General features: G+C 60.9%; 18 protein-coding genes. 13 read left to right on the forward strand and 5 right to left on the reverse strand.

Annotated elements, in window-relative coordinates:
- Positions 1 to 121 precede the first annotated feature (121 nt).
- The 4 genes from EQV97_RS10365 (at position 122) to EQV97_RS10380 (ending at position 4,629) form a co-directional block, all read left to right on the forward strand.
- The gene (locus tag EQV97_RS10365) at positions 122 to 1,477 is read left to right on the forward strand and encodes a pitrilysin family protein (RefSeq protein ID WP_045059810.1); all 1,356 of its coding nucleotides are present in this window, start codon (positions 122 to 124) and stop codon (positions 1,475 to 1,477) included.
- The gene (locus EQV97_RS10370) at positions 1,470 to 2,960 is read left to right on the forward strand and encodes a pitrilysin family protein (RefSeq protein ID WP_122841132.1); all 1,491 of its coding nucleotides are present in this window, start codon (positions 1,470 to 1,472) and stop codon (positions 2,958 to 2,960) included. Before EQV97_RS10365 ends, EQV97_RS10370 begins: the two co-directional genes overlap by 8 nt.
- Positions 2,960 to 3,574, forward strand: a complete 615-nt coding sequence (rsmD, locus tag EQV97_RS10375) for a 16S rRNA (guanine(966)-N(2))-methyltransferase RsmD (protein ID WP_122841131.1) — start codon at positions 2,960 to 2,962, stop codon at positions 3,572 to 3,574. The genes EQV97_RS10370 and rsmD overlap by 1 nt, the downstream gene beginning before the upstream one ends.
- A gap of 62 nt (positions 3,575 to 3,636) precedes the next feature.
- Positions 3,637 to 4,629 carry a hydrolase gene (locus EQV97_RS10380; RefSeq protein ID WP_240888904.1) on the forward strand — a complete coding sequence of 331 codons (993 nt, stop codon included), beginning with the start codon at positions 3,637 to 3,639 and terminating at the stop codon, positions 4,627 to 4,629.
- Positions 4,630 to 4,733: 104 nt separating this feature from the next.
- Here the strand turns inward: EQV97_RS10380 and EQV97_RS10385 are convergent, their stop codons facing one another.
- Complete coding sequence (locus tag EQV97_RS10385; RefSeq protein ID WP_240888905.1) at positions 4,734 to 5,588, reverse strand: sulfurtransferase; 855 nt, start codon at positions 5,586 to 5,588, stop codon at positions 4,734 to 4,736.
- A gap of 15 nt (positions 5,589 to 5,603) precedes the next feature.
- Positions 5,604 to 6,293 (reverse strand): TetR/AcrR family transcriptional regulator, encoded by a 690-nt coding sequence (locus EQV97_RS10390; RefSeq protein WP_240888906.1) that lies wholly within the window; start codon positions 6,291 to 6,293, stop codon positions 5,604 to 5,606.
- A gap of 149 nt (positions 6,294 to 6,442) precedes the next feature.
- Here EQV97_RS10390 and EQV97_RS10395 point away from each other — a divergent pair, with 149 nt between their 5' ends.
- The 5 genes from EQV97_RS10395 (at position 6,443) to EQV97_RS10415 (ending at position 11,192) form a co-directional block, all read left to right on the forward strand.
- Positions 6,443 to 7,873 carry a coniferyl aldehyde dehydrogenase gene (locus EQV97_RS10395; RefSeq protein ID WP_240888907.1) on the forward strand — a complete coding sequence of 477 codons (1,431 nt, stop codon included), beginning with the start codon at positions 6,443 to 6,445 and terminating at the stop codon, positions 7,871 to 7,873.
- Positions 7,874 to 7,898: 25 nt separating this feature from the next.
- Positions 7,899 to 8,444 (forward strand): twin-arginine translocation pathway signal protein, encoded by a 546-nt coding sequence (locus EQV97_RS10400; RefSeq protein ID WP_122841127.1) that lies wholly within the window; start codon positions 7,899 to 7,901, stop codon positions 8,442 to 8,444.
- 127 nt (positions 8,445 to 8,571) lie between these two features.
- Positions 8,572 to 10,167, forward strand: coding sequence for a GMC family oxidoreductase (locus EQV97_RS10405; RefSeq protein ID WP_240888908.1), 1,596 nt, complete (start codon positions 8,572 to 8,574; stop codon positions 10,165 to 10,167).
- Positions 10,168 to 10,282: 115 nt separating this feature from the next.
- Positions 10,283 to 10,762 carry a pantetheine-phosphate adenylyltransferase gene (coaD, locus tag EQV97_RS10410; protein ID WP_045059801.1) on the forward strand — a complete coding sequence of 160 codons (480 nt, stop codon included), beginning with the start codon at positions 10,283 to 10,285 and terminating at the stop codon, positions 10,760 to 10,762.
- Positions 10,763 to 10,940: 178 nt separating this feature from the next.
- Entirely contained in the window at positions 10,941 to 11,192 is a 252-nt protein-coding gene (locus EQV97_RS10415; protein ID WP_028621174.1) for a YfhL family 4Fe-4S dicluster ferredoxin, read from the forward strand.
- A 23-nt stretch (positions 11,193 to 11,215) separates the two neighbouring features.
- Here EQV97_RS10415 and EQV97_RS10420 read toward each other — a convergent pair whose 3' ends face one another.
- The 3 genes from EQV97_RS10420 to EQV97_RS10430 are packed head-to-tail and all read right to left on the reverse strand — an operon-like array spanning position 11,216 to position 13,261.
- Positions 11,216 to 11,539 (reverse strand): hypothetical protein, encoded by a 324-nt coding sequence (locus EQV97_RS10420; protein ID WP_045059800.1) that lies wholly within the window; start codon positions 11,537 to 11,539, stop codon positions 11,216 to 11,218.
- Positions 11,540 to 11,591: 52 nt separating this feature from the next.
- Positions 11,592 to 12,404: a bifunctional DNA-formamidopyrimidine glycosylase/DNA-(apurinic or apyrimidinic site) lyase gene (gene mutM, locus EQV97_RS10425; protein ID WP_240888909.1), complete on the reverse strand. Its 813-nt coding sequence runs from the start codon at positions 12,402 to 12,404 to the stop codon at positions 11,592 to 11,594.
- Positions 12,405 to 12,445: 41 nt separating this feature from the next.
- Complete coding sequence (locus tag EQV97_RS10430) at positions 12,446 to 13,261, reverse strand: HDOD domain-containing protein (protein ID WP_205940129.1); 816 nt, start codon at positions 13,259 to 13,261, stop codon at positions 12,446 to 12,448.
- Between the two features lie 207 nt (positions 13,262 to 13,468).
- Between EQV97_RS10430 and EQV97_RS10435 the strand changes: the two genes are divergently transcribed.
- The 4 genes from EQV97_RS10435 to ilvD all read left to right on the forward strand — a co-directional run bounded on the left by EQV97_RS10435 (position 13,469) and on the right by ilvD (position 18,946).
- The gene (locus tag EQV97_RS10435; protein WP_122841124.1) at positions 13,469 to 14,008 is read left to right on the forward strand and encodes a type 1 glutamine amidotransferase domain-containing protein; all 540 of its coding nucleotides are present in this window, start codon (positions 13,469 to 13,471) and stop codon (positions 14,006 to 14,008) included.
- A 167-nt stretch (positions 14,009 to 14,175) separates the two neighbouring features.
- A complete protein-coding gene (locus EQV97_RS10440; RefSeq protein ID WP_122841123.1) occupies positions 14,176 to 15,372 on the forward strand; it encodes a class I SAM-dependent rRNA methyltransferase in 1,197 nt (398 codons plus the stop codon).
- 198 nt (positions 15,373 to 15,570) lie between these two features.
- The gene (locus EQV97_RS10445; RefSeq protein ID WP_240888910.1) at positions 15,571 to 16,797 is read left to right on the forward strand and encodes an MFS transporter; all 1,227 of its coding nucleotides are present in this window, start codon (positions 15,571 to 15,573) and stop codon (positions 16,795 to 16,797) included.
- 307 nt (positions 16,798 to 17,104) lie between these two features.
- Positions 17,105 to 18,946: a dihydroxy-acid dehydratase gene (gene ilvD / locus EQV97_RS10450; RefSeq protein ID WP_240888911.1), complete on the forward strand. Its 1,842-nt coding sequence runs from the start codon at positions 17,105 to 17,107 to the stop codon at positions 18,944 to 18,946.
- The last annotated feature ends 79 nt before the right edge of the window (positions 18,947 to 19,025 follow it).

Here is a 19,025-nt window from a genome sequence, read left to right on the forward strand (position 1 = left end):
CAACCTGATCAAGCATCAAGGCCTGATAGGCGTGGCCGCCGCTAAAACGGATCAGTATCCTAGCACCCTCTCGCCCGCCGACGCTAAGACCAAGCGGGCCGCCCAACAGGTTTAAAAACGAATGAATGCTCTTGCCCGCCGCGCTGCAGGCCTGCTGCTCAGCACAGTTTGTCTGCCACTCTCAGCCTTGGCTGCCGATCCCCAACCCACCCACGAATTCACCCTGGACAACGGCCTCAAGGTCGTAGTGCGCGAAGACCATCGAGCGCCGGTGGTCGTTTCCCAGGTCTGGTACAAGGTCGGCTCCAGCTACGAGACACCAGGCCAGACTGGCTTGTCTCATGCACTGGAACACATGATGTTCAAGGGCAGCGAAAAAATCGGCCCCGGTGAAGCCTCGCTGATCCTGCGCGACCTGGGCGCTGAAGAGAACGCATTCACCAGCGACGATTTCACGGCCTATTACCAGGTGCTGGCCCGTGATCGCCTCGGCGTCGCCTTCGAGCTTGAAGCCGACCGCATGGCCAGCCTGCGCCTGCCACCCGACGAGTTCGCCCGTGAAATCGAAGTCATCAAGGAAGAGCGCCGCTTGCGCACTGATGACAAGCCCATGTCCAAGGCCTATGAGCGCTTCAAGGCCATGGCCTACCCGGCCAGCGGCTACCACACGCCGACCATCGGCTGGATGGCCGACCTGGACCGCATGAAGGTCGAGGAGCTGCGCCATTGGTACCAATCCTGGTACGTGCCGAACAATGCCACCCTGGTGGTGGTCGGCGACGTCACTCCAGACGAGGTCAAGACCCTGGCCCAGCGCTATTTCGGCCCGATCCCCAAGCGTGACGTGCCGTCAGCCAAGCAGCCTCTGGAACTGGCCGAGCCCGGTGAAAGGAAGATCACCCTGCACGTGCAGACCCAATTACCGAGCCTGATGCTGGGCTTCAATGTGCCGAGCATCGCCACGGCTGAAGACAAGCGCTCGGTCAACGCGCTGCGCCTGATCTCGGCCCTGCTGGACGGCGGCTACAGCGGCCGCATCCCGACCCAACTGGAACGCGGTGAAGAACTGGTGTCCGGCGGTTCGTCGAGCTATGACGCCTACACCCGTGGCGACAGCCTGTTCACCTTGTCGGCGACCCCCAACACCCAGAAAAACAAAACCATCGCCCAGGCCGAGGCCGGCTTGTGGAAACTGCTCGACCAGTTGAAAACCACCGCACCTGCCACTGAAGAGCTGGAGCGGGTGCGCGCACAGGTCATCGCCGGCCTGGTCTACGAGCGCGACTCGATTACCAGCCAGGCCACCTCCATTGGCCAACTGGAAACGGTAGGCCTGTCGTGGAAACTGATGGACACCGAACTCGCCGACCTGGAAAGCGTGACCCCGCAAGACATCCAGAAGGCCGCCAAGCTGTATTTCACCCGCGAACGTCTCAGCGTCGCCCACGTACTGCCACAGGAGACGACTCATGAGTGAGCGTAAAAAACCGCGCCTGGCGCTGATCGGCCTCGTCGTTGTCGCGCTGATCGGCTCCGCGACCGTCTACTTGCTGCGGCCCGACGACTCGACAGCCAGCGAGGCCCTCGACAAGGCCAAGTCCAGCCAGAAGCTGCAATCCCTGGCCGAACTCGATGGCAAGGCGCCGAGCCACCGCTCCCTGGATGTGCAGACCTGGAACACCGCCGAAGGCGCCAAAGTGCTGTTCGTCGAGGCTCGCGAGCTGCCGATGTTCGACCTGCGCCTGATTTTCGCCGCCGGCAGCAGCCAGGACGGCGACGCGCCAGGCCTCGCCCTGCTGACCAATGCCATGCTCAACGAAGGCGTTGCAGGCAAGGACGTCGGCGCTATCGCCCAGGGTTTTGAAGGCCTGGGCGCCGATTTTGGCAATGGTGCATTCAAGGACATGGCGCTCGCCTCGCTGCGCAGCCTCAGCGCCGCAGATAAACGCGCGCCGGCCCTGGAGCTGTTTTCCGAAGTAGTGGGCAAACCGACCTTTCCGGCTGACTCCTTTGCGCGCATCAAGAACCAGATGCTCGCCGGCTTCGAATACCAGAAGCAGAACCCTGGCAAACTCGCAGGCCTGGAGCTGATGACCCGTCTTTACGGCGACCACCCCTACGCCCACTCGAGCGATGGCACGGCGAAAACCGTTCCTGCAATTACCCTGGCGCAACTCAAGGCCTTCCATGAGAAAGCCTATGCCGCTGGCAACGTGGTCATTGCCCTGGTCGGAGACCTGTCTCGCGCCGATGCCGAGGCCATTGCCGCACAAGTGTCCAGCGCCCTGCCAAAAGGCCCGGCACTGGCGAAAATTGCGCAACCGGCAGAGCCCCAGGCCAGCATCGGGCACATCGAGTTCCCTTCCAAGCAGACCAACCTGATGCTCGCGCAACTGGGCATCGACCGTGAAGATCCGGACTACGCCGCATTGTCCATGGGCAACCAGATTCTCGGCGGTGGCGGTTTTGGTACTCGGCTGATGACCGAAGTCCGGGAGAAACGCGGCCTGGCTTACGGTGTCTACTCCGGCTTCACGCCCATGCAGGCACGCGGCCCATTCATGATCAACCTGCAGACCCGCGCCGAAATGAGCGAAGGGACCTTGAAACTGGTGCAGGACGTCCTCGCCGACTACCTCAAGACCGGCCCAACCCAGAAAGAACTCGACGACGCCAAGCGCGAACTGGCCGGCAGCTTCCCGCTGTCGACGGCCAGTAACGCCGACATAGTCGGCCAACTGGGCGCCATGGGGTTCTACAACCTTCCGCTGAGTTACCTGGACGATTTCATGCGTCAGTCGCAAAGCCTGACCGTCGAGCAGGTCAAGGCTGCATTGAACAAACACCTGAGCACGGACAAAATGGTCATCGTCAGCGCTGGCCCGACCGTGCCGCAAAAGCCGTTACCGGCCCCTACTGATAAACCTGCCGAGCAACCGCTCGGGGTTCCGGAGCATTAATGGCCAGTTCTCGCCCTAAAAAACCTGTTCACAACGTGCATAACGGCGTGAACCAATTGCGCATCATCGGCGGCGAATGGGGCAGCCGAAAGCTGAGCTTCCCCGACGCACCAGGCTTGCGCCCGACGCCGGACCGGGTGCGTGAAACCCTGTTCAACTGGCTCGCGCCTTATGTCGCCGGGGCGAAAGTGTTCGACCCCTTCGCCGGCAGTGGCGCGCTGTTCCTCGAGGCATTGTCCCGAGGCGCCGCCCTGGGCCAGGCGCTCGACGCCAGTAACATTGCCGTGTCGAGCATCAAGGAGCACCTGGGCACGCTGCGTTGCACCACCGGGCAAATCCAGACGGCCGACGCCTTGCGTTACCTGGAAACCCAGGCCGCCGTGGCCTACGACCTGGTATTCCTCGACCCGCCGTTCAACCAGAACCTGTTGCCAACCGTGTGCACCCTGCTTGAGGAGCGCCAGTGGCTGGCCGACGAGGCCTGGATCTACACCGAGAGCGAAAACGCGCCATCCAGCCTTGGCTTGCCAGGCAACTGGCGCCTGCATCGGGAGCAGAAATCCGGGCGGGTGTACTACGCGTTGTGGCAACGTATGGCACAGATCGCCGGTTAATCGACCCGCCTGAAAAGGTGCCTGCCTCAATGGAAGCAGGCACCGCCGCCTCGAGAGTAATCGTGCACCCTCCGTCAGAACGCTTCAGCCCCGCCTTCGGCCTTGGCAACCCGCACTTGCAAACATTGTGGGGACCGCTGTGGCGTAAAACCATCCACATTGGACGCGAGCGCGAGCGCCTGTGGCTTGAGGATGGTGACTTTCTTGACCTCGACTGGCATGGCCCGCATGGCGCCGACACCCCGCTGGTGCTGGTCCTGCACGGGCTGACCGGCTCTTCCAATTCACCTTATGTCGCGGGCGTGCAAAAGGCGCTGGCGGCCCAGGGCTGGGCCAGCGTTGCACTGAACTGGCGCGGCTGCTCGGGGGAACCGAACCTGTTGCCGCGCAGTTACCATTCCGGCGCCAGCGATGACCTGGCCGAAACCCTCAAGCACTTGCGCGCCAGGCGGCCACTCGCTCCGTTGTACGCAGTCGGTTATTCCCTGGGCGGCAATGTGTTGCTCAAATACCTGGGTGAAAGTGGCCGTGACAGTGGCTTGCAGGGTGCGGTGGCGGTATCGGTGCCCTTTCGCCTGGATCAATGTGCAGATCGCATCGGCCAGGGTTTTTCAAGGGTCTATCAGGCGCATTTCATGCGCGAAATGCTGGCCTACATCAAGAACAAGCAACGCCAGTTCCAGCATGACGGGCGCGAAGATGGGCTGGCGTCCCTGGCGGCCTTGGGCTCTCTGGAGAACATGCGCACTTTCTGGGACTTCGATGGCCGGGTGACCGCTCCACTGCACGGGTATGCCGATGCCGAAGATTATTATCGCCGAGCGTCGAGCCGTTATTTCCTCGGGCAGATCCAAACGCCAACGCTGATGATCCAGGCGGCTGACGATCCGTTTGTATTCCCGCACAGCCTGCCCCGAGCCGACGAGTTATCCCCGTGCATCCAGTTCGAATTGCACGCCGCAGGTGGGCATGTCGGGTTTGTCGAGGGTTCGATCAGGCAACCGGGATACTACCTGGAGCGGCGCATCCCAGCGTGGCTGGCAAATCCCCTGTAGGAGCGAGCTTGCTCGCGAGAAACCCGAGAGCGCCGCGGGGTGTCTGATTTCCCGCGTTATCGTTCATCTCCATCGCGAGCAAGCTCGCTCCTGCAGGTACAGGATTATTCGCCTTTGGCGACGCCTCGCGCAGGATCGTTGATCCATTCGCTCCAAGACCCCGCATACAACGCTCCCAACGGATAACCCGCCAGGCACAGGGCGAACAGGTTATGGCACGCCGTCACCCCGGAGCCGCAATAGGCCACCAGCTCCGTCGGCGAACGGTCTGCCAGTTTCGCCGCAAAGCGCTGCTTTAGCTGATCGGCCGGCAAGAATCGCCCGTCGCCGCCCAGGTTATCGGTGAATGCTGCGCATTGCGCCCCGGGAATATGCCCCGCCACCGGATCGATCGGCTCCACTTCGCCCTTGAAACGAGCCAGGGCACGAGCATCGAGCAAAGTCATGGCCGGCTGGTCGAGACGCTGCTGCAATTGTTCGCAGCTCAGCACCAACGAGGCGTCCGGCTCACCGGTGAAGGTGCCCCGCTCTTTACCGGGTGCATCCAGGCTCAGTGGCAGGCCGGCGGCATGCCAGGCCTTGAGTCCGCCATCAAGGATGAACACGCCATCACGCTTGCCCAGCCAGGCCAGCAACCACCAGGCCCGCGCCGCGAACGCACCAGGACCGTCGTCATACAGAACGACTTCACTGTCGGCATTGATGCCCCATGCCTGCAGGCGTTCAATCATGTCTTCGGGGTTTGGCAATGGATGTCGGCCGGTCACGCCCTTGACGACAGTCCCGCTCAAATCCCGCTCCAGGTCGGCAAAACTCGACCCGGCGATATGGCCCTCCGAGTAACTGCGCTGGCCGTAGTCCGGATCCTCCAGGGCAAAACGACAATCCAGGATCACCAGCCCCGGCTGCTCCTTCTTCAGGTCCAACGCGTGCGGGCTGATCAACTGCGCAATAGGCATAAAGGGCTCCTGTGATTAAAGCGGTTGTGATTCCTCATGCGCTTCTTCAAGCGCCTGACCCAGCGGCACATAAAATTCTTCGTACAGCGCATTGACTTCATCACGCGCCTGATCCGTGACGAAGCCCGCCTCCAGCACCAGCACCTGATACACCCCACGCTTGACGGCTTGCTCACTCAAGTGATTGGAATTTTCCCGCGTCGTGCAGAGAAAACGCACCCAGGAGGTCAGGATAATCCAGGCGTTGAGGGTCAGGGACTCGATCTGCACCTTATCCATGCGCAGGATCCCGGCCTCGACGAAGCCGGCGTAGATCTGCGTGCCATGGATCAGGCAGCGCTGGGAAAAGCGTCGGTAGCGCCCGGCCAACTCCGGATCGCTGTCGAGCAGGTGCTCGAGGTCACGATGCAGGAAGCGATACCGCCACATGGCTGCCAGCAGTTCCTTAAGGTAGAAACGCTTGTCTTCCACCGTGGAAGCGCGGCCCTGGGGTGGACGCAGGAAGCTGTCCACCAGGCTTTCGTACTCACTGAAGAGCACGGCGATGATCGCCTGCTTGTTAGGGAAGTGGTAGTAGAGGTTGCCCGGAGAAATCTCCATATGGGCAGCAATGTGGTTAGTGCTAATGCTGCGTTCGCCTTGCTGGTTAAACAGCTCGAGGCTGTTCTGCACGATGCGCTCGCTGGTTTTTATCCGAGGGGCCATGGCTTGAGCTTTAATTCAGGAATGCGATGGAGAGCATCTTACGGCCTATCCGCAACCGGATAAAACAAAGCTGCACCAGGATGTCAGTTGACTTTATAGAGCATAAACTCTAGAAAGTTATCCAGTAAAATAAAAATCCGGAGCTGACCATGACCGCTGACGTCGCCTACCTGCAAAACCTGCAGCAGCCGTTGGAAGAACTACGCAGCCTGTTTGAAGCTCAACGCGCTGCGTACGCTGCCAACCCTATGCCTCCTGCAGCTCAGCGTCAGCAATGGCTCAAAGCGTTAAGGGATTTGCTCAGCACTGAGCGCCAGGCCCTGATCGACGCTATCAGCCAGGATTTCAGCCACCGCAGCGCCGATGAAACCCTGCTCGCTGAACTGATGCCCAGCCTGCATGGCATCCATTACGCGAGCCAGCACCTGAAAGGCTGGATGAAGCCCTCGCGACGCAAAGTCGGAGTTGCGTTCCAGCCTGCTTCAGCCAAAGTCGTGTACCAGCCCTTGGGCGTGGTCGGCGTGATCGTGCCGTGGAACTATCCGCTGTACCTGGCCATTGGACCTCTGGTTGGCGCGTTGTCGGCGGGTAACCGGGTGATGCTCAAACTCAGCGAATCCACGCCAGCCACCGGATTGCTGCTAAAGGAACTGCTGGGACGGATTTTCCCCCAGGATCTGGTCTGCGTCGTGCTCGGTGAAGCTGATGTTGGCGTAGCATTTTCCCGGCTGCGTTTTGACCATCTGCTGTTCACCGGCGCCACCAGTATCGGCAAGCACGTGATGCGCGCGGCAGCGGAGAACCTGACGCCGGTCACCCTGGAACTGGGCGGAAAATCCCCCGCGATCGTGTCCCACGATGTGCCGCTCAGAGACGCCGCCGAGCGCATCGCCTTTGGCAAGACGCTAAACGCCGGGCAAACCTGCGTGGCCCCCGACTACGTGCTGGTGCCGCACGACCGGGTCGGTGGCTTCGTTGAAGCCTATCGCCAGGCCGTCCGCGGGTTTTATCCGACACTGGCGGACAATCCGGACTACACCGCCATCATCAATGACCGCCAACTGGCGCGCCTCAACGGCTACATCAGCGACGCTACCAGCAAGGGCGCGCTGCTGATACCGCTGTTCGAGCAGGGTCAGGGACGCCGCATGAGCCATAGCCTGCTGCTCAACGTCAGCGATGACATGACCGTGATGCAGGACGAAATCTTCGGCCCGCTGCTGCCGATCGTGCCCTATATGGACCTGGCGCAAGCATTTGCCTACATCAACCAGCGCCCCCGCCCGCTCGCCCTGTATTACTTCGGCTACAACAAGGGCGAACAGCAGCGCGTTCTCCATGAAACCCACTCCGGCGGTGTCTGCCTCAATGACACCCTGCTGCACGTCGCACAGGACGACATGCCGTTTGGCGGCATCGGCGCATCCGGCATGGGCCATTACCACGGCCACGAGGGTTTTCTGACGTTCAGCAAAGCCAAGGGCGTTTTGATCAAGCAGCGCTTCAATGCGGCGAAGCTGATCTATCCGCCTTATGGCAAGGCCATCCAGAAGCTCATCCAGAAGCTGTTCATCCGCTAAACATCATCGCCGGGTAATAACAATAATGAATCCCAGCCTGTCCGATACACCCGCGCTATCACGTCGCGGCCTGCTGAAATTCAGCCTGGGCGCCACGGCTTTCCTTGCCACGGCCGGTTTGGGCGCAAGCCTCAGCGGCTGCTCCTCAAGCACGCCGGCCAGCGGTTTCGCAATCCTGCGCCGAGGGGACCTGATGTTTTTGCGAGCACTGATTCCAGTGATGCTCGAAGGCGCGGTGGCTACCGAGCAAATGCCGCAAGCCGTCGATAGCACCCTGAAAAATCTGGACAACGGCCTCAATCACCTCTCGCCGCAAATGCTCAAGCTGACCCAGCAGTTGTTCGACGTGCTCGGCTTGACCGTCACTCGCGGCCCGCTGACCGGCGTTTGGGGCAGTTGGGAGAATGCCAGCGCCGATGAAGTCCGGCAGTTCCTTGATCGCTGGGAAAACAGTTCGTTAAGCCTGCTGCGCATGGGCCATAGCTCACTGCTGCAGCTGGTGATGATGGCTTGGTATAGCCGGCAGGAGTCGTGGGCACATTGCGGGTATCCGGGGCCGCCTGCTGTCTGAGACCGGGGGAATGCCATCGCGAGCAGGCTCACTCCCACCTTTATCGCGTAACCCTGTGGGAGCGAGCCTGCTCGCGAAGGCGTCGGTAGCCTCATCACAAAACCAAAACAATAACGAGAACCCGAACATGCCCGTACCTGATCCGTTCCGTGAAGGCCTGGCCCGCGGCTGGAAAACCTACAACGGTTCGCAACTGACCGAGGACCTGACCCTGGAAGCCGACGTGGCAATCATCGGCAGCGGCGCCGGCGGCGGCACCACGGCAGAAATCCTCAGCGCCGCCGGATTCAAGGTGTTGCTGATCGAAGAAGGTCCCCTCAAGACCAGCAGCGACTTCAAGATGCTCGAAGACCAGGCCTACGCCAGCCTCTATCAGGAAGGCATCGGCCGCATGAGCAAGGACGGCGCCATCACCATCCTGCAAGGGCGCGCGGTGGGCGGCACCACGCTGATCAACTGGACATCGAGCTTTCGCACCCCGCCCCCGACGCTCGAACACTGGGCCCGGGAACATGACGTAAAAGGCCACAGCCCTGCCGACATGGCGCCGTGGTTCGAGAAAATGGAGCAGCGGCTCGGGGTCGCCCCCTGGATGGTACCGCCCAACGCCAATAACGACGTCATCCGCAAAGGCTGCGAAAAACTGGGCTACAGCTGGCACGTGATTCCGCGCAACGTTCGTGGCTGCTGGAACCTGGGTTACTGCGGCATGGGCTGTCCGACCAATGCCAAGCAGTCAATGCTGGTGACGACCATTCCCGCCACCCTGGAAAAAGGCGGTGAATTGCTCTATCTGGCTCGCGCTGAAAAGCTCTCGATCAAGGACGACAAGGTCATCGGCCTGAGCTGTGTCGCGATGGATGAGCGCTGCGTTGCGCCCACGGGCAGGACGATCACGGTCAAGGCGCGACATTACGTACTGGCCGGCGGCGCAATCAACAGCCCGGCGCTACTGCTGCGCTCCGCGGCCCCCGATCCGCACAAGCGCCTGGGCAAACGCACGTTCCTGCATTTGGTGAACATGTCCGCCGCCCTGTTCGATGAGGTGATCAACCCGTTCTACGGCGCTCCGCAGTCGATCTACTCCGATCACTTCCAGTGGCAGGACGGTACCAGCGGCAAGATGTCCTACAAACTGGAAGTACCACCGCTGCACCCGGCGCTCGCCACCACGCTGCTGGGCGGCTTCGGCGAAGAGAATTCCCGACACATGGAGAATTTGCCGCACACCCACGCCATGTTGGCGCTGCTACGTGACGGCTTTCACCCGGACAGTCCCGGCGGCAGCGTCGAATTACGCGGTGACGACACCCCGGTGCTCGACTATCAGGTTTCTGCCTATGCCTGGGACGGCTTGCGCCGGGCGTTCCACAGCATGGCCGAAATCCAGTTTGCCGGTGGCGCCAATGCAGTGATGCCGATGCATGCCGATGCTCGCCACGTCAAAACCCTGGCCGAAGCGCGCAAGCTGATCGACAGTTTGAGCCTGGAGCTCTACCGCACCCGCCTGGGCAGTGCCCATGTGATGGGCGGTTGCGCCATGGGCGAAGAGCCGAAAAACGCCGTGACCGACAGCCTCGGCCGTCATCACCAGATCAGCAACCTGTCGATCCATGATGGCTCGCTATTCCCCACCAGCATTGGTGCAAACCCTCAATTATCGGTGTACGGACTGACCGCGCAACTGGCCACCGCGCTCGCCGACCGTTTAAAAAATCCGTGAAAACGAGGACTATTCCCATCGTCTATAGTGCTTTCTTACCCAACAGGCGACTTGGCCGACCGGGAATGCTGCGATACCATCCGACTCCCCAACGGACTCCCGCCAGGACGACGCGATGAACCGAGTGTTGTACCCAGGTACCTTCGACCCTATTACCAAGGGCCATGGCGATCTGGTCGAACGCGCCTCGCGCCTGTTCGATCACGTGATCATTGCCGTCGCCGCCAGCCCGAAGAAAAACCCCTTGTTTCCCCTGGAACAACGGGTGGAGCTGGCTCGCGAGGTCACCAAGCATCTGCCGAACGTGGAAGTGGTCGGTTTCTCGACGCTGCTGGCGCATTTCGCCAAAGAGAAAAACGCCAACGTCTTTCTCCGTGGATTGCGCGCAGTGTCGGACTTCGAATACGAATTTCAGCTGGCCAACATGAACCGTCAGCTTGCACCGGATGTGGAAAGCCTGTTTCTCACTCCATCCGAGCGATACTCGTTCATCTCCTCGACGCTGGTCCGTGAAATTGCGGCCCTGGGCGGCGATATCACCAAATTCGTGCACCCTGCGGTGGCGGATGCCCTGACCGAGCGCTTCAAGAAATAACGCAGGCTGCAGGAGCCAGCTTGCTGGCGATGAACGTTAACGATGACGCGCGGGCTGCCTGGATAAACTTGGCGCTCTCCCGTCCATCGCGAGCAAGCTGGCTCCTGCAGCGCCAATACGGCACAATTGCGCGCATTGGTTTATAGCGCCCGGGTCTTCCACCCTGGCTGGAGTTAGCATGTCCCTGATCATCACCGACGATTGCATCAACTGCGACGTCTGCGAGCCCGAATGCCCAAACGCCGCCATCTCCCAAGGCGAAGAGATCTATGTGATCGACCCCAACCTGTGCACGCAGTGCGTCGGTCACTACGACGAGCCACAGTGCCAGCAAGTGTGCCCGGTGGATTGCATTCCGCTGGATGAGGCACATCCGGAAACTGAAGAGCAGTTGATGGCGAAGTATCGGGTGATTACCGGTAAGGTCTGATTTCTGGAGTGTTGCAACTGGCCTCACTCCCGCTGCTCAAACCCCTCCCCAATGCATCCAAGGCACCGCACAAACGCTGCCCGCGCCGGGTCCACCACCAGCGCCTGCCCCGCATCCCCAATGCCGCCGCCCAGCGCGGTGAAGGGAAGCGACACTACAAACGCCCCGGCACCGATCACCGTCGCCACCACCAGCAAGGGTCGGGCGATCAGCAAGTCGCCGATCATGGCGTAGGCCGGGGGATTCTGGATGGTGTAGCGCGGGTCGCCGCTGCCATTGCTGGCTGCCAGCACTGGCGCTGCAACGCTCAATAACAACACGACGACTAGGGTTCGAAACGAATTCATGGCACGGTCCTTCGGCTGAGCAGTGAACACAGACTATAGCCCGTAGGACCAGTCAACTTTGACAACGAGGGCAAAAGACACTCGCACGCTGCCCCAGCTTCACTTCCCGCAACCCGGTTCCGCAGACCTTGCAGTGCTCGCCACCACGGCCGTAGACAAACAATTCCTGCTGGAAATAACCCGGCTGGCCGTCACCGCCGATAAAGTCGCGCAAGGTGGTGCCGCCGCGCTCGATGGCGTGGATCAGGATGCGCTTGATCTCGATGGCCAGTTTCAGATAGCGCGCCCGGGAAATGCTCTTGGCCTCGCGGCGCGGGTCGATTCCAGCGGCGAACAGCGCCTCGGTCGCATAGATATTGCCCACCCCCACCACCACTGCGTTATCCATGATGAACGGCTTGACCGCCATGGATCGCCCACGGGACTCTTGAAACAGGCGCTCGCCGTCGAACAGCTCGGTCAACGGTTCCGGCCCCAGGCGTACCAGCAGCTCGTGATTGAGCGGGTCAAGGCTCCAGAGCATGGCGCCGAACCGTCGCGGGTCGGTGTAGCGCAGGGCCAGGCCTGATTCCAGCTCGATGTCCACGTGCTCATGCTTGGCCGCCGGGGTGCCGGCCTCCACCAGGCGCAAGTTGCCGGACATGCCCAGGTGGCTGATCAAGGTGCCAACTTCGGCATTGATCAGCAGGTACTTGGCGCGCCGCTCCACCAGCACGATGCGCTGCCCGGACAAGCGCACATCGAGGTCTTCGGGTATCGGCCAGCGCAGGCGTCGATCACGCACAATCACCCGGCTGACGCGCTGGCCTTCAAGGTGTGGCGCGATCCCGCGGCGCGTTGTTTCAACTTCTGGCAGTTCAGGCATGGCGCACTCGAATCAGGACTGGGTCAGAGAAGGATCAGCACTCAGCGATGATTGCCGAGGTCGCGAATGGTTTGCTTGAGGGTCTCGAAGTCGTAGTCCGAGAGGCCGACATAATCGAGCACCAGGTGACTGATGCTGTTCCACTCATGGTCGATTTTCTGATTGCCCAGCACCCGATACGACGCGCAGATGTGTTCCGCCATCTTGAGGATCGCCAGCAGGTTCTTCAACTGACTGTTGCGCGACGAGTCATCGCTGAAGATCGCCAGGGCATTGTGGTGGTTGGCGATCGCATGGGATACATGCTCCGGCAGACGCCAGGATTTCGCCGTGTAGTAGCCGACCACCGCATGGTTGGTGTTGAACCGGCTGTTTTCCGTATCGACCACCCGATATTCCGCACTCGCGCTGGCGTAAGCCTCCTCCAGCACACCCATGTAGTCGGGGAAACGCTGCAGCATCAGCGGCACACCGCAATCGTGAAACAGCCCCAGGGCATAGGCTTCGTCGCCCGCCTGTCCGCCGAGGCGCTTGGCCAGGGTCAGGCAGGTCATCGCCACGTCCTGGGCGGTGTCCCAGAATCGGTTCAAGGTGACGATGGTGTCGTCGTTCATCTCGCCCTTGATCGACATCGCATTGATCAGGTTGATGACCGAACGGCTACCCAGCAGATTCACCGCACGCTGGATCGAGGCGATCTTGTTGCTCAGGCCGTAATACGGCGAGTTGACGATCTTCAACAGTGAACCGGACAGGCCAGGGTCCTGGGAGATCAGCTTGGCGATCACCTCCAGGTCCGGGTCCGGCATGTACTGCTCCATTTGCAAATCCACCATGATCTGCGGCTGGGCCGGCACGCTAATGCCTTGCAGGGTCTGTTGAATCTGTTCGGTGGTCAGCTCTTGGGACATAAGTACACGCTCTGGGACAGGCGGCAATTCTAACCTTTATGAAGTTGGATCCGACACACCAGCGGGCACATCGGAGGAACTTTCATCCACGCCTCGGCTTCGGACTGAGTAATGCCCACGGGCAAACATTTACCCACCTCAGGAGCTGTAATCATGTCCAATTCCCTGAACGGCAAGCGTGTCGCGATTCTGGTAACCGATGGTTTCGAGCAGGTTGAACTCACAGGTCCGAAACAGGCTCTGGAGGACGCCGGCGTTCAGGTCGATATCCTGTCGGCCGAGCAAGGCCAGGTCAAAGGCTGGAATCACGACGAGCCCGCGGATGATTTCAAGGTCGACGGCACGTTCAAGGGTGCCAGCGCCGACCATTACGACGCCATTGTGCTGCCGGGCGGTGTGCAGAACTCCGACACCATCCGCATCGACCAGGACGCCCAGCATCTGGTCAAGACCGGCACTTCGGCGGGCAAGCCTATCGCGGTGATTTGCCATGGCGGCTGGTTGCTGGTGTCTGCCGGACTGGTCAGCGGCAAGACCATGACCAGCTACAAGACGCTCAGGGACGATCTGGTGAATGCCGGGGCCAATTGGGTCGACAAGGAAGTGGTCAAGGACGGTAACCTGATCAGCAGCCGGCAGCCGGATGATATTCCGGCATTCAATCGGGAGTTGATTGCCGCGCTTTCCGAGTAATAGTTCGAGGCCGCCTTCGCGGGCAAGCCCGCTCCCACAGGGATCTGCTGTGCATGCATAATTTGCATTCGGCACCAAAGCCCTGTGGGAGCCGGCGTTTCATCACCTGCAAGCCCGCCACCACCCCCAACACGCTATACTCCCGCTCTTTTTTCCGGAGCGACGTCATGTCCCTGCCTAGCCTGCGCCTCAAAGCCAACGCCGACCGTCGCCTGCGAAACGGCCACCTGTGGGTCTACAGCAACGAAATCGATGTAGCCGCCACACCGTTGCACGGCTTCAAGGCCGGCGATCAGGCGATCCTCGAAGCCGCCGGTGGCAAGACGCTGGGCATCGTTGCCATGAGCCCGAACAACCTCATCTGCGCCCGCCTGCTGTCGCGCGACATCAAGTTGCCGCTGGACAAGTCGTTGCTGGTGCATCGCCTCAACGTTGCCCTGTCGCTGCGCGATCGCCTGTTCGACAAGCCGTTCTATCGCCTGGTCTACGGTGATTCCGACCTGCTGCCAGGCCTGGTCGTCGACCGTTTCGGCGACATCCTGGTGGTACAGATCGCCTCGGCGACCATGGAAGCGCACAAGGAAGACGTGATTGCCGCACTGACCCAAGTGCTCAAGCCAAGCGGCATTCTGTTCAAGAACGACTCCGCCGCCCGTGACGCCGAAGGCCTCAACCGCTACGTTGAAACCGTGTTTGGCCTGGTGCCTGAGTGGGTTGCACTGGAGGAGAACGGCGTGAAATTCGAAGCGCCGGTCATTCAAGGCCAGAAAACCGGCTGGTTCTATGACCACCGCATGAACCGTGCTCGCCTGGCGCCTTATGCCAAGGGCAAACGCGTACTCGACCTCTACAGCTACATCGGCGGCTGGGGCGTGCAAGCAGCGGCCTTCGGCGCCAGTGAAGTCTTCTGCGTCGACGCTTCGGCCTTCGCCCTCGATGGTGTCGAGCGCAACGCCGCGCTGAACGGTGTCGCCGAGAAAATGACCTGCCTCGAAGGCGATGTGTTTGATGCCCTTAAAGAACTCAAAGCCAGCGAAGAACGTTTCGACGTGATCGTGGCCGACCCGCCGGCGTTCATCAAACGCAAGAAAGACATGAAAAATGGCGAAGGCGCCTACCGCCGCCTGAACGAACAAGCCATGCGCCTGTTGACCAAGGACGGCATCCTGGTCAGCGCTTCGTGCTCGATGCACCTGCCGGAAGACGACCTGCAGAACATCCTGCTGACCAGCGCCCGTCACCTGGACCGTAACATCCAGCTGCTGGAACGCGGCGGCCAGGGTCCGGATCACCCGGTTCACCCGGCAATTGCCGAGACGCGCTACATCAAGAGCATCACCTGCCGGTTGCTGCCAAACAGCTAAACACTATCTGTAGGAGCGAGCTCGCTCGCGATGGTCGCCAACGATGACGCTGGCAGCCTGACACCCTGCGTAATCTGCTCGTTTCGCGAGCAGGCTCGCTCCTACAATAGATTCAGAAAGATCCCACAGCGTTTACATTGACTTCCGTGCTCAGCAAGCCAACTCTCGACCACCCCTCACGGACCGAGAGTGCTGACGATGAGACCTGCCCCGCCTTCCGCAAAAAAGTCCTCGCTCATCCTGTTATTGATGACCATGACGCTACTGGGGGTTTTCCCCCTGGACGTCGTTCTCCCCTCGTTTCCCGCGCTGTCTGAGCACTTCAAGACCTCTGCTTCGGACATCGCCCTGTCTGTAAGCCTGTTCGCCATCGGCCTCGGCCTGTCCGTGGTGCTGGTCGGGCCCCTGTCAGACTTGTGGGGACGCAGAAATCTTCTGCTGATCGGCATCGTCATATCCGCAATCGGCGCAATGGGGTGCCTGCTGGCGCGCGATTACACCTGGTTCCTGCTGTTTCGAGTCGTCCAGGCCATGGGCTGCGGATCCTTCGTGCTGTCGCAAGCCCTGATTCAGGATCTGTTCGTTGGCAGGGAACAGGAGCGAATCAGGATCTGGATGACAACGGGGGGTGGAGTGTTCATCTCCATATCCCCACTGCTCGGAACCTGGCTGCAAATCCATCTGGGCTGGGAGGGCAGTTTCCAGGTCTTCATCGCTTTGGCGGCGATTGTCTGGATCAAGGCTGGCGTGTTGCTGAAGGATTCCCCGCGGAGTCGCAGTGTGCGGCCCGGTCGCTTTTTTGCGGCCTATTGGCGGCTATGTTCCGATCCGCGCTTCATGGGTTATTGGCTGATTTCGGCCCTGGCCTTTGCCTGCCATTTCTCATTTATCGTCATTTCGCCAATCATTTTCATGGAGCGCCTGGCGCTCACACCCTACGAATTCGCCTGGGCATTGCTGTTGTATGGCGTGGCTTACGTGATTGGCGGGATAATCGCGAGTGCGCTGCATCGACGCCTCCAATCCAATACGCAAATCATCATCGGCCTGGGGTTGATCGCGTTGTCGGGGCTGGTGATGCTTTGGCTGGCCAGCCAGTTCGGGCTCACCGCTGCGGCCGTGCTGATACCGATGCTGATCTGCACAGCGGGCACCACCATTGCCCGGCCAATCGCCAACTCCAAGGCCATGATCATTCACCTGCAGGATGCCGGCACGGCCTCCTCGGTCGGCGGGGTGATGATTTTCATGTGTGGTGGCGTTATCAGCGTGGTAATAAATCTGGCATCCGCAGACCTGACCACGACCCTCGCCGCGTGCTTCCTGATCCTCAGCGCAGCGGGCCTGGCGGTGAACGCGCTCATCACCCGCAGTAACCTCGCCGCAGGCAAGAGCGAGCTCGCTCGCGATGGTCGTCAACGATGACGCTGGCAGCCTGACACCCCCCGGCGTCCTCTGGTTTTTCGCGAGCGAGCTCGCTCCTACAGGGTGGCCGCGCGTCTCGTGAGCGCGGCCAGTGCGCGTTCCGGCATTCCCTCTCGCCGCCAGCCGTGTAGAATCGCTTCATTCATCGCCAGTCATCCCCCGGCGGGTTTATGAGCTCAAGCTGAAGCGCGCGGCGATCCCGCAAAGTTATCGGCAACTTCCGGACACACGGCCATTTCTGAGTGTTCCAGACGTCAATAGAAGCTCACTTCCCCTTTGATACCTGATTAGCCGCCCGGAGTGCTTCATGCCTGATTACCGCTCGAAAACATCCACCCACGGCCGCAACATGGCCGGCGCCCGCGCACTGTGGCGCGCCACGGGGATGAAAGATGACGACTTCAAAAAGCCGATCATCGCCATTGCCAACTCCTTCACCCAGTTCGTACCGGGTCACGTCCACCTTAAGGACCTCGGCCAACTGGTCGCCCGTGAAATCGAACGCGCTGGCGGCGTGGCAAAAGAATTCAACACCATCGCCGTGGATGACGGCATCGCCATGGGCCATGACGGCATGCTGTACTCGCTGCCGAGCCGCGAGATCATCGCCGACTCCGTCGAGTACATGGTCAACGCCCACTGCGCCGATGCCATCGTCTGCATTTCCAACTGCGACAAGATCACCCCTGGCATGCTGATGGCCTCCCTGCGCCTGAACATCCCGGTGATTTTCGTTTCTGGCGGCCCGATGGAAGCCGGCAAAACCAAACTCGCCTCCCATGGCCTCGACCTGGTCGATGCCATGGTGATCGCCGCCGACTCCAGCGCTTCTGACGAGAAAGTCGCTGAGTACGAGCGCAGCGCCTGCCCGACCTGCGGTTCGTGCTCCGGCATGTTCACCGCCAACTCGATGAACTGCCTGGTCGAAGCCCTAGGCCTGGCGTTGCCGGGTAACGGTTCGACCCTGGCGACCCACAGCGACCGCGAACAGCTGTTCCTGCAGGCCGGCCGCACCATTGTCGAGCTGTGCAAGCGTTACTACGGCGAGAACGATGAGTCGGTACTGCCGCGCAATATCGCCAACTTCAAGGCGTTCGAAAACGCCATGACCCTGGACATCGCCATGGGCGGTTCCACCAACACCATCCTGCACTTGCTGGCCGCCGCCCAGGAATCCGAGATGGAGTTCGACTTGCGCGACATCGACCGCCTGTCCCGATTCGTGCCGCAACTGTGCAAAGTCGCACCGAACATCCAGAAGTACCACATGGAAGACGTGCACCGCGCCGGCGGGATCTTCAGCATCCTCGGTTCGCTGGCCCGTGGCGGCCTGTTGCACACCGACCTGCCGACCGTGCACAGCAAAACCCTGGCCGAAGGCATCGCCAAGTGGGACATCACCCAGACCGACGATGAAGCCGTGCATCATTTCTTCAAAGCCGGCCCGGCGGGCATCCCGACGCAAACCGCATTCAGCCAGTCGACCCGTTGGGAAACCCTGGACGACGACCGTGAAAACGGCTGCATCCGCAGTGTTGAGCATGCGTATTCGAAAGAAGGCGGCCTGGCCGTTCTGTACGGCAACATCGCGCTGGACGGCTGCGTGGTGAAAACCGCCGGCGTCGATGAATCGATCCACGTGTTTGAAGGCAACGCGAAGATCTTCGAGAGCCAGGACAGCGCCGTACGCGGCATCCTCGCTGACGAAGTGAAGGCCGGCGACATCGTGATCATCCGTTACGAAGGCCCCAAAGGCGGCCCGGGCATGCAGGAAATGCTCTACCCGACGTCGTACCTGAAATCCAAAGGCCTGGGCAAAGCCTGCGCCCTGCTCACCGACGGTCGTTTCTCCGGCGGCACTTCTGGCCTGTCCATCGGCCACGCTTCGCCGGAAGCGGCAGCCGGTGGTGCGATTGGTCTGGTGCAGGACGGCGACAAGGTGCTGATCGACATTCCCAACCGCTCGATCAACCTGTTGATCAGCGATGAAGAAATGGCCGGCCGGCGTGCCGAGCAGGATCAGAAAGGCTGGAAGCCGGTGGAGAAACGTCCCCGCAAGGTGACCACTGCCCTGAAGGCCTATGCCCTGCTGGCAACCAGCGCCGACAAGGGCGCGGTGCGTAACAAGGCGATGCTCGACGGGCTGTAACGCTTAACCGTCGAACAAAACAATGCCCCGCCAAGCGCGGGGCATTTTTGTTTCCGAAGATCCCCCGTAGGAGCTGCCG

It is taken from the genome of Pseudomonas sp. TMW22090 (assembly GCF_022496665.1).
Classification (GTDB): Bacteria; Pseudomonadota; Gammaproteobacteria; order Pseudomonadales; family Pseudomonadaceae; genus Aquipseudomonas; species Aquipseudomonas gregormendelii.